The sequence below is a fragment of the Miniimonas arenae genome (assembly GCF_006351005.1).
GTDB lineage: Bacteria > Actinomycetota > Actinomycetes > Actinomycetales > Beutenbergiaceae > Miniimonas > Miniimonas arenae.
Genome location: NZ_VENP01000041.1, coordinates 16,471 through 27,925 on the forward strand (window position 1 = coordinate 16,471; position 11,455 = coordinate 27,925).

The window sequence follows — 11,455 nt, forward strand, 5'->3', positions numbered from 1 at the left end:
TCACGAGAGAAAGCAGGCCGGACGTGTCCGAGACCCACTCGACGGACGTCGAGGAGACCGACGTCGCCACGAGCGAGGCCGTCGACGCCCCCGAGGTGGCCGACGCGATCGACGGCGGCGCCCCCACCGACGCCGAGGCCCCCGAGGAGTCCGCCGTCGAGGTGGCCGAGTCCGCCGACGCCACCGCCGACGAGGCCACCGCCGACGAGGCCGCGGCAGACGCCGCCGAGCCCGAGTCCGAGGAGGACGTCGACCCGGTCGAGGCCTTCCGCCGCGAGCTCATCGCGCTGCCCGGTGACTGGTACGTCATCCACTCCTACGCGGGCTACGAGAACCGCGTGAAGTCGAACCTCGAGACCCGCATCTCGACCCTCAACATGGAGGAGTACATCTTCCAGATCGAGGTCCCGATGGAGGAGGTCGTCGAGATCAAGGCGAACGCGCAGAAGAAGGTCGTCAAGCGCGTCCGCATCCCCGGCTACGTCCTGGTCCGGATGGACCTCACCGACGAGTCGTGGGGCGCCGTCCGGCACACCCCGGGCGTCACGGGCTTCGTGGGGCACACCCACTCCCCGGTCCCGCTCACGATCCCCGAGGTCATCTCGATGCTGGCGCCCGTGGTCGAGGCGCGCACGCCCGCCGCGCAGCGCGGCGGTGGCGGCGCCACCCAGGCGAGCCGGCCGATCGAGGTCGACTTCGTGGTGGGCGAGTCCATCACGGTCACCGACGGCCCCTTCGAGGGCATGCCGGCCACGATCTCGGAGATCCAGCCCGAGTCGGCCAAGCTCAAGGTGCTCGTCTCCATCTTCGGCCGGGACACCCCGGTCGAGCTGTCGTTCGGCCAGGTCACCAAGATCTGACCGACGGCCACGACCGCCTCGCGGCGGCCGTGCCACCCTGCAACCGGGTCATCGCCCACGGCGTCGGCCCATCACACCGAAGGAACGCAGCATGCCTCCCAAGAAGAAGGTCTCCGGCCTCATCAAGCTCCAGATCAACGCGGGCGCCGCCAACCCGGCCCCGCCGATCGGCCCCGCGCTCGGTCAGCACGGCGTCAACATCATGGAGTTCTGCAAGGCCTACAACGCCGCGACCGAGTCGCAGCGCGGCAACGTGATCCCCGTCGAGATCACCGTCTACGAGGACCGCTCGTTCACGTTCATCCTCAAGACGCCGCCGGCCGCCGAGCTCATCAAGAAGGCCGCCGGGGTCGCCAAGGGTTCGCCCACGCCGCACACCACGAAGGTCGCGTCGCTGACCAAGGAGCAGGTGCGCGAGATCGCCACCACCAAGCTCGCCGACCTCAACGCCAACGATCTCGCCGCCGCCGAGAAGATCATCGCCGGCACCGCGCGCTCGATGGGCATCACCGTCTCCGAGTGAGACATCCGTGCCGACACCCGTCGGCGCAACCGTGACGGCCGCCGGCCGTCACGAGTGGCAGGGCCCGCGTGGGCCCGAGGACCACGACTGCCGTTCCGGGCCGAGCGCCCGGACGAACCAAGGAGCAGACAGCATGGCCACGCACGGCAAGAGCTACCGCAAGGCGGCGACCGCGGTCGACCGCACCACCACCTACGCCCCCCTCGCGGCCGTCCGGCTCGCCAAGGAGACGGCGACGGCGAAGTTCGACTCCACGGTCGAGGTCGCCTTCCGCCTCGGCGTCGACCCGCGCAAGGCGGACCAGATGGTGCGCGGCACCGTCAACCTTCCCCACGGCACGGGCAAGACCGCCCGCGTCGTCGTGTTCGCCGTCGGCGACCGCGCCCAGCAGGCCCTCGAGGCCGGCGCGGACGAGGTCGGCGGCGACGAGCTGATCGAGAAGGTCGCCGCCGGCTACACCGACTTCGACGCCGCGATCGCGACGCCGGACCTCATGGGCAAGGTCGGCCGCCTCGGCCGCGTGCTCGGCCCGCGCGGCCTCATGCCGAACCCGCGCACCGGCACGGTCACGATGGACGTGGCCAAGGCCGTCACCGAGATCAAGGGTGGCCGCATCGAGTTCCGCGTCGACAAGCACGCGAACCTGCACGTCATCATCGGCAAGGTCTCCTTCACGGACGAGCAGCTCGCCGAGAACTACGCCGCCGCGCTCGAGGAGATCCTGCGTCTCAAGCCGTCGTCGTCGAAGGGCCGCTACCTCACCAAGGGCACGGTCTCCACGACGATGGGCCCGGGCATCCCGCTCGACGTCACCAAGACGCGCAACGTCGCGTCCGAGGACGCCGCCTGAGCCACGCGCTCCAGCGCCACGCACGCCACGCTCGCAGGGCCCGGACCGACTCGGTCCGGGCCCTGCGGCGTCCGGACGCGATGGACGAACCGGCGCTCGCCGTCGTGTACGATGGTGACGTACCCCAGACCGCCGGTCATCCTGGCTGCCCTCGACGCGCGAGCGCCCGAGCACGCCGGAGCGAAGTTCCTCAGGGAAGCCTGCGCAGGTGCGAGTTCGCGAGTGCGGCGCCACGTGCGCCGATGACCCGATGAGCCCCGTGCCTGCGCACGGGGCTTTCTCTGTGGGCGACGCAGCCGGGGGTCGTCACTCGAAAGGAATGCCATGGCGAGGCCGGACAAGGCGGCAGCCGTCGCCGAGCTCACCGAGCTCTTCCGCGGCTCCAGCGCGGCGGTGCTCACCGAGTACCGCGGGCTGACGGTCGCCCAGCTCAAGGCACTGCGCACGGCCCTCGGGGCCGACGCGCACTACGCCGTGGCGAAGAACACGCTGACCGCGATCGCGGCGCGCGAGGCTGGTCTGGAGGGCTTCGCCGAGAAGCTCGCCGGCCCCTCTGCCATCGCGTTCGTCACCGGGGACCCGGTGAACGCGGCCAAGGGTCTGCGTGACTTCGCCAAGGCGAACCCGGCACTGGTCGTCAAGGCCGGAGTGCTGGACGGCAAGGAGATCACTCCTGCCGAGATCACTGCCCTCGCGGACCTCGAGTCCCGTGAGGTGCTGCTGGCCAAGGCGGTCGGCGCGATGAAGGCGAAGCTCTACCAGGCTGCGTACCTCTTCACCGCTCCCGCATCGCAGGCGGTCCGCACCATCGACGCCCTGCGCGAGAAGCAGGCCGACGCCGCCTGAGACCTGCGGGCCTCGGCCCTCAGGCACCAGCGGTGTCATCCCACCACCCCGTACTCGCGCACCACGCGCAGGACACATCACAGGAAGGAACGCCGACCATGGCGAAGCTCACCACCGACGAGCTCATCGACGCTTTCAAGGAGCTCACCCTCATCGAGCTCTCCGAGTTCGTGAAGCAGTTCGAGGAGGTCTTCGAGGTCACCGCGGCCGCCCCGGCCGCCGTCGCCGTCGCCGCCCCCGCGGGCGCCGCTCCCGCCGAGGAGGTCGAGGAGCAGACGGAGTTCGACGTCATCCTCGAGGCCGTCGGCTCGCAGAAGATCGCCGTCATCAAGGAGGTGCGCACCCTGACCGGCCTCGGCCTGAAGGAGGCGAAGGACCTCGTCGACGGCGCTCCCAAGCCGGTTCTCGAGGCCGCCACCAAGGAGGCTGCCGACAAGGCCAAGGAGCAGCTCGAGGGCGCCGGCGCGACCGTCGTGATCAAGTGACCTCAGCGACCACTCGCTGACCGCTCGCTGAGCACCGCGGCCTCGGCCGCAGCCCACGGGGCCCGCACCGTCCGGTGCGGGCCCCGTGGCCGTGTCGCCATTCTGCACGACTCGGCGCGTCGCTGCCGGCTCCGGCGGCCCGCTTCCCGCACACTCCGCCCCGGGGTTGACCGAGCTAGGCAACTTCGGTATGCTCGCGCTTTGCGCTGTCCTGTGCCCCCCAACCCGTTCGACGACTTTGGCTGCCCTCGTCCACCCCGGCGTGGGTCAGGTCTTCGTCGTCGTGCCCTGAGGGCCTAGGCCCGCGCGCGAGAACACCCTTTTCGTAGGGAAGGATCCCTCTTGGCTGCCTCGAGCACCTCCTCGACCGCTGACGCTATCGCTAACCGCACCGCCTCGCGACGAGTCTCGTTCGCGAAGATCACCGAGCCTCTTCAGGCCCCCGACCTCCTCGGTCTCCAGACCGACAGCTTCGACTGGCTCCTCGGAAACGAGCGCTGGCGGGCCCGCGTGGAGGAGGCCGCCAAGCGCAACCAGACGGTCCCCGCCACCTCGGGCCTGGAGGAGATCTTCGCCGAGATCTCCCCGATCGAGGACCTCGGTGGCTCCATGTCGCTCTCGTTCCGGGACCACCGGTTCGAGTCGCCGAAGTTCACGTCCGAGGAGTGCAAGGAGAAGGACTTCACCTTCGCCGCGCCGCTCTACGTGACCGCCGAGTTCGTCAACTACACGACCGGTGAGATCAAGTCGCAGACCGTGTTCATGGGCGACTTCCCGCTCATGACCGAGCGCGGCACGTTCGTCATCAACGGCACCGAGCGCGTCGTCGTGTCGCAGCTCGTCCGTTCCCCGGGCGTCTACTTCGAGCGCCTCGCGGACAAGACGTCGGACAAGGACGTCTTCACCACGAAGATGATCCCGAGCCGCGGCGCGTGGCTCGAGTTCGAGATCGACAAGCGTGACGCCGTCGGCGTGCGCATCGACCGCAAGCGCAAGCAGTCGGTGACGGTCTTCCTCAAGGCGCTCGGCCTCACCGAGGCGCAGATCCGCGAGGAGTTCGCCGAGTTCCCGGTCGTGCTGGAGACCCTGGAGAAGGACTCCGTCCAGACCCAGGACGAGGCGCTGCTGGACATCTACCGCAAGATCCGTCCGGGCGAGCCGCCCACGGTCGAGGCCGGCGGCGCGCTGCTGGACAACTTCTACTTCAACCCCAAGCGCTACGACCTCGCGAAGGTCGGCCGCTACAAGCTGAACAAGAAGCTGGGCCGGCAGGCCGCGCTCACGGACTCGGTGCTCGGCGTCGACGACATCGTGGCGACGGTCAAGTACCTCGCGGCGCTGCACCGCGGGCTCGACGAGCTCACGCTCGGCACGCCTGAGGAGCCGGTCGTGGTGCGCGTCGAGACCGACGACATCGACCACTTCGGCAACCGTCGCATCCGCGCCGTGGGCGAGCTCATCCAGAACCAGGTCCGCACGGGCCTGTCCCGGATGGAGCGCGTCGTGCGCGAGCGCATGACCACCCAGGACGTCGAGGCGATCACGCCCCAGACGCTCATCAACATCCGGCCCGTCGTCGCCTCCATCAAGGAGTTCTTCGGCACGAGCCAGCTGTCGCAGTTCATGGACCAGAACAACCCCCTCGCCGGCCTGACGCACAAGCGTCGCTTGTCGGCGCTCGGCCCGGGTGGTCTCTCCCGCGACCGCGCGAGCATGGAGGTCCGTGACGTCCACCCGTCGCACTACGGCCGCATGTGCCCGATCGAGACCCCCGAGGGTCCGAACATCGGCCTCATCGGCTCGCTGGCGACGTACGCGCGGATCAACCCGTTCGGGTTCGTCGAGACGCCGTACCGCAAGGTGGTCGACGGCGTGGTGTCCGACGACGTCGAGTACCTCACGGCCGACGACGAGGACCGTCACGTCATCGCGCAGGCGAACGCCCCGCTCACCGCGGACAACACGTTCGCGGAGAAGAACGTGCTCGTCCGCGCCGGTGGCGAGGAGGCCGTCCTGGTCCCCGCCGACGAGGTGGACTACATGGACGTCTCGCCGCGGCAGATGGTGTCCGTCGCGACGGCGATGATCCCGTTCCTCGAGCACGACGACGCCAACCGCGCCCTCATGGGCGCGAACATGCAGCGGCAGGCCGTGCCGCTGGTGCGCAGCGAGGCCCCCCTCGTCGGCACCGGCATGGAGCGGCGCGCGGCCGTGGACGCCGGGGACGTCATCGTGGCGACCAAGCCCGGTGTGGTCTCCGAGGTCTCGGCCGACGCGATCACCGTCTCGCACGACGACGGCACGTACTTCACGTACCGCGTCGCCAAGTTCCAGCGCTCGAACCAGGGCACCTCCTACAACCAGCGCGTGCTGGTCGACGAGGGCCAGCGGGTCGAGGTCGGCTCGGTGCTGGCGGACGGTCCGGCGACGGACGAGGGCGAGCTCGCCCTGGGCCGCAACCTCCTCGTGGGCTTCATGTCCTGGGAGGGGCACAACTACGAGGACGCGATCATCCTCAGCCAGCGCCTGGTGTCCGAGGACGTCCTGTCCTCGATCCACATCGAGGAGCACGAGGTCGACGCTCGTGACACGAAGCTCGGCCCCGAGGAGATCACCCGGGACATCCCGAACGTCTCCGACGAGGTCCTCGCGGACCTCGACGAGCGCGGGATCGTGCGGATCGGTGCCGAGGTCGGCGCCGGCGACGTGCTGGTGGGCAAGGTCACGCCCAAGGGTGAGACCGAGCTGACCCCGGAGGAGCGTCTGCTGCGCGCCATCTTCGGCGAGAAGTCGCGCGAGGTGCGCGACACCTCGCTCAAGGTGCCGCACGGTGAGTCCGGCACGGTCATCGGCGTGCGCGAGTTCAACCGCGAGGACGGCGACGAGCTGCCCCCCGGCGTGAACCAGCTCGTGCGGGTGTACGTGGCGCAGCGCCGCAAGATCACCGACGGCGACAAGCTCGCCGGCCGTCACGGCAACAAGGGCGTCATCTCCAAGATCCTCCCGATCGAGGACATGCCGTTCCTCGAGGACGGGACGCCCCTGGACGTCGTGCTCAACCCGCTCGGTGTGCCCGGCCGCATGAACGTCGGCCAGGTGCTCGAGACGCACCTCGGCTGGGTCGCCAAGACCGGCTGGGACGCGTCCCTCTACGAGGGTCCGCGGGACGAGAAGGCCGGGACGCCGGAGTGGGCCCGGGTGCTGCCCGAGAGCGCACTCGTGGGTGCGCCCGGGACGCCGGTCGCCACGCCCGTCTTCGACGGCGTGCGCGAGGAGGAGCTTGCGGGTCTGCTCGACTCGACGCTGCTCACGCGCGACGGCCAGCGGCTCATCGACTCCACCGGCAAGGCGCGGCTGTTCGACGGCCGCTCCGGCGAGCCGTTCCCGGAGCCGGTGTCGGTCGGCTACATGTACATCCTCAAGCTCCACCACCTGGTCGACGACAAGATCCACGCGCGCTCGACCGGCCCGTACTCGATGATCACGCAGCAGCCCCTGGGCGGTAAGGCCCAGTTCGGTGGCCAGCGGTTCGGCGAGATGGAGGTGTGGGCCCTCGAGGCGTACGGCGCCGCCTACGCGCTGCAGGAGCTCCTGACCATCAAGTCGGACGACGTCCCGGGCCGCGTGAAGGTCTACGAGGCCATCGTGAAGGGGGAGAACATCCCCGAGCCCGGCATCCCCGAGTCCTTCAAGGTGCTCATCAAGGAGATGCAGTCGCTCTGCCTGAACGTCGAGGTCCTCTCGGCGGACGGCACCCTCATCGAGATGCGCGACACCGACGAGGAGGTCTACCGGGCGGCTGAGGAGCTCGGCATCGACCTGTCCCGTCGTCCCGACGCGAGCAGCGTCGACGAGATCTGAGGACGACGGCGCGCCCGGCCACGGCCGGGCGCGCCGGCCCCGGATCCCACGAAGAACCTTTACCGGTGAGACACCGAAGGAAGTAGGACACCTTGCTCGACGTCAACCTGTTCGACGAGCTGCGGATCGGCCTGGCGACGGCCGAGGACGTGCGCACCTGGTCGCACGGCGAGGTCAAGAAGCCTGAGACGATCAACTACCGCACCCTCAAGCCGGAGAAGGACGGGCTCTTCTGCGAGAAGATCTTCGGGCCCACCCGGGACTGGGAGTGCAACTGCGGCAAGTACAAGCGCGTGCGCTTCAAGGGCATCATCTGCGAGCGCTGCGGCGTCGAGGTCACCCGCTCCAAGGTGCGCCGTGAGCGCATGGGGCACATCGAGCTCGCCGCGCCCGTGACCCACATCTGGTACTTCAAGGGCGTCCCGTCGCGGCTGGGCTACCTGCTCGACCTCGCGCCGAAGGACCTCGAGAAGGTCATCTACTTCGCCGCGTACATGATCACGGACGTCGACGTGGACCAGCGCCACAACGACCTGCCGAGCCTGCAGAACGAGATCGACGTCGAGCGCGAGCAGATCGCCCGCCGCCGCGACCTCGACATCGACGCGCGCGCCAAGAAGCTCGAGGCGGACCTCGCCGAGCTCGAGGCCGAGGGCGCGAAGTCGGACGCCCGCCGCAAGGTCAAGGACTCCGCCGAGCGCGAGATGGCTCAGATCCGCAAGCGCGGTGACCTCGAGCTGGACCGCCTGCAGCGCGTGTGGGACCGGTTCAAGAACCTCAAGGTCGCCGACCTCGAGGGTGACGAGATGCTCTACCGCGAGCTCGAGGCCCGCTACGGCGCCTACTTCGCGGGCTCGATGGGTGCGCAGGCGATCAAGCGTCGCCTGGAGACCTTCGACCTGGACGCCGAGGCCGAGACCCTGCGCGAGATCATCCGCACGGGCAAGGGCCAGCGCAAGACGCGTGCCCTCAAGCGCCTCAAGGTCGTCAACGCGTTCATGACGACGACGAACAGCCCGCTCGGCATGGTCCTGGACTGCATCCCGGTGATCCCGCCGGACCTGCGTCCGATGGTCCAGCTCGACGGTGGCCGCTTCGCCACGTCCGACCTGAACGACCTGTACCGCCGCGTCATCAACCGCAACAACCGCCTCAAGCGGCTGCTCGACCTCGGCGCGCCCGAGATCATCGTGAACAACGAGAAGCGGATGCTCCAGGAGGCCGTCGACGCGCTGTTCGACAACGGCCGCCGTGGCCGTCCGGTGACCGGCCCGGGCAACCGCCCGCTCAAGTCGATCTCCGACATGCTCAAGGGCAAGCAGGGCCGGTTCCGGCAGAACCTGCTCGGCAAGCGCGTGGACTACTCCGGCCGCAGCGTCATCGTGGTCGGCCCGCAGCTGAAGCTGCACCAGTGCGGTCTGCCCAAGCAGATGGCGCTGGAGCTCTTCAAGCCGTTCGTGATGAAGCGCCTCGTGGACCTCAACCACGCGCAGAACATCAAGAGCGCCAAGCGGATGGTCGAGCGCGCCCGGTCGGTCGTGTGGGACGTCCTCGAGGAGGTCATCACCGAGCACCCCGTGCTGCTCAACCGCGCTCCCACGCTGCACCGCCTGGGCATCCAGGCGTTCGAGCCGCAGCTCGTCGAGGGCAAGGCGATCCACCTGCACCCGCTCGTCTGCGGCGCGTTCAACGCCGACTTCGACGGCGACCAGATGGCCGTGCACCTGCCCCTGAGCGCCGAGGCGCAGGCCGAGGCCCGCATCCTCATGCTCTCGAGCAACAACATCCTCAAGCCGTCGGACGGCCGTCCGGTGACCATGCCCTCGCAGGACATGATCATCGGCCTGTACCACCTGACGAGCGACAAGGACGACGCACTCGGCGCCGGCCGCGCGTTCAGCTCGATCGCCGAGGCGATCATGGCGTTCGACTCCGGCACGCTCGACCTGAACGCCGTCGTGTCGATCCGTCTGGACGACCTGGTCCCGCCGGTCGACTTCGAGGCCCCCGAGGGCTGGGAGGTCGGCCAGCCGATCCTGTTCGAGACCACGCTGGGCCGCGCACTCTTCAACGAGACGCTGCCGGTGGACTACCCGTTCGTGAACGGCGTGGTCGGCAAGCGCGAGCTGTCGGGCATCGTCAACGAGCTCGCCGAGCGGTACCCGAAGGTCGAGGTGGCCGCGAGCCTGGACGCGCTCAAGGCCGCCGGCTTCCAGTGGGCCACGCGCTCGGGCGTCACGATCGCGATCTCCGACGTCGTCGCGCCGGAGGGCAAGGCCGAGATCCTCGAGAACTACGAGGGTCAGGCCGCCAAGATCCAGAGCCAGTACGAGCGTGGTCTCATCACGGACGAGGAGCGTCGCAGCGAGCTCATCGACGTGTGGACCAAGGCCACCGACGAGGTCGCCGACGCCATGCGCAAGAGCTTCCCCGCCCGCAACACCATCCAGCGGATGGTCGGCTCGGGTGCGCGAGGCAACTGGATGCAGGTGCGTCAGATCGCCGGTATGCGTGGTCTGGTGGCGAACCCGAAGGGCGAGATCATTCCGCGCCCGATCACCTCGAACTACCGCGAGGGCCTCTCGGTGCTCGAGTACTTCATCGCCACCCACGGCGCCCGCAAGGGTCTGGCCGACACCGCGCTGCGGACGGCGGACTCCGGGTACCTGACCCGTCGTCTCGTCGACGTGTCGCAGGACGTCATCATCCGTGAGGACGACTGCGGCAGCGAGCGTGGCCTCGTCACGGTGATCGCCGAGAAGGGCGCCGACGGCGTGGCGCTGCGTGCGGAGACGGTCGAGACCTCGGCCTACGCCCGCACGATGGCGACCGACGTGCTCGGCGACGACGGCACGGTGCTCGCCTCGGCGGGCGACGACGTGGGCGACGTGCTCATCGACCGCCTCGTCGAGGCGGGCGTCGAGACGATCAAGGTGCGCTCCGTGCTCACCTGCGCCTCGCGGGTCGGCACGTGCGCGAAGTGCTACGGCCGGTCCCTCGCGACGGGCAAGCTCGTCGACGTCGGCGAGGCCGTGGGCATCATCGCGGCCCAGTCGATCGGTGAGCCCGGCACCCAGCTGACGATGCGGACGTTCCACACCGGTGGTGTGGCCTCGGCCGACGACATCACGCAGGGTCTGCCGCGCGTCCAGGAGCTGTTCGAGGCACGCACCCCCAAGGGTGAGGCCCCGATCAGCGAGGCCGCCGGTCGCATCCGGATCGACGACACCGAGCGCACCCGTCGCCTCATCGTCACGCCCGACGACGGCTCCGAGGAGCTCGCCTACCCGATCTCGAAGCGCTCGCGCCTCCTGATCGAGGACGGCCAGCACGTCACGGTCGGCCAGCAGCTCGTGGCCGGCGCCGTGGACCCGAAGAAGGTGCTGCGCATCCTCGGTCCGCAGTCCGTGCAGAAGCACCTGGTGCAGCAGGTCCAGGAGACCTACCGCAGCCAGGGCGTGGACATCCACGACAAGCACATCGAGGTCATCGTGCGGCAGATGCTGCGTCGCGTGACCGTGCTCGACTCGGGTGACTCCAACCTTCTGCCCGGCGAGCTGGCCGAGCGCGGCCGGTTCGAGGACGAGAACCGGCGTGTGGTGTCCGAGGGCGGTACCCCCGCCTCCGGCCGCCCCGAGCTGATGGGGATCACGAAGGCCTCGCTCGCGACCGACTCGTGGCTCTCGGCGGCCTCCTTCCAGGAGACCACCAAGGTGCTCACCGAGGCGGCGATGAGCGGTCGCAGCGACTCGCTGCTCGGCCTGAAGGAGAACGTCATCCTCGGAAAGCTCATCCCGGCCGGCACCGGCCTGGCCCGATACCGCAACGTGCAGGTGGAGCCGACGGAGGAGGCGAAGGCCGAGCTGTACCCGGCCTTCGGCTACGACGAGATCGACTACCTGCCGCTCGGCTCGGGCTCGGGCGAGGCGATCGCCCTCGAGGAGCTCGATCTCGGCCGCGGGTACGACGACTACCGCTGATCCGCACCCAGCGCACGACGGCGGGCCGTCACCTTCACGGTGACGGCCCG

Annotated in this window: 7 protein-coding genes; all 7 read left to right on the forward strand. The window is 69.4% G+C overall.

Annotated elements, in window-relative coordinates; genetic code table 11:
* Positions 1 to 23 precede the first annotated feature (23 nt).
* The 7 genes from nusG (at position 24) to FH969_RS10855 (ending at position 11,405) form a co-directional block, all read left to right on the forward strand.
* Positions 24 to 860 carry a transcription termination/antitermination protein NusG gene (gene nusG, locus FH969_RS10825; protein ID WP_139987242.1) on the forward strand — a complete coding sequence of 279 codons (837 nt, stop codon included), beginning with the start codon at positions 24 to 26 and terminating at the stop codon, positions 858 to 860.
* 91 nt (positions 861 to 951) lie between these two features.
* Entirely contained in the window at positions 952 to 1,383 is a 432-nt protein-coding gene (rplK, locus tag FH969_RS10830) for a 50S ribosomal protein L11 (protein WP_108719183.1), read from the forward strand.
* A 133-nt stretch (positions 1,384 to 1,516) separates the two neighbouring features.
* Positions 1,517 to 2,233 carry a 50S ribosomal protein L1 gene (gene rplA, locus FH969_RS10835; RefSeq protein ID WP_108719184.1) on the forward strand — a complete coding sequence of 239 codons (717 nt, stop codon included), beginning with the start codon at positions 1,517 to 1,519 and terminating at the stop codon, positions 2,231 to 2,233.
* 324 nt (positions 2,234 to 2,557) lie between these two features.
* Complete coding sequence (rplJ, locus tag FH969_RS10840) at positions 2,558 to 3,079, forward strand: 50S ribosomal protein L10 (RefSeq protein ID WP_108719185.1); 522 nt, start codon at positions 2,558 to 2,560, stop codon at positions 3,077 to 3,079.
* 98 nt (positions 3,080 to 3,177) lie between these two features.
* Positions 3,178 to 3,564 carry a 50S ribosomal protein L7/L12 gene (rplL, locus tag FH969_RS10845; protein WP_108719186.1) on the forward strand — a complete coding sequence of 129 codons (387 nt, stop codon included), beginning with the start codon at positions 3,178 to 3,180 and terminating at the stop codon, positions 3,562 to 3,564.
* 342 nt (positions 3,565 to 3,906) lie between these two features.
* Entirely contained in the window at positions 3,907 to 7,425 is a 3,519-nt protein-coding gene (rpoB, locus tag FH969_RS10850) for a DNA-directed RNA polymerase subunit beta (RefSeq protein ID WP_139987243.1), read from the forward strand.
* A 92-nt stretch (positions 7,426 to 7,517) separates the two neighbouring features.
* Complete coding sequence (locus FH969_RS10855) at positions 7,518 to 11,405, forward strand: DNA-directed RNA polymerase subunit beta' (RefSeq protein ID WP_139987244.1); 3,888 nt, start codon at positions 7,518 to 7,520, stop codon at positions 11,403 to 11,405.
* Positions 11,406 to 11,455: the final 50 nt, after the last annotated feature.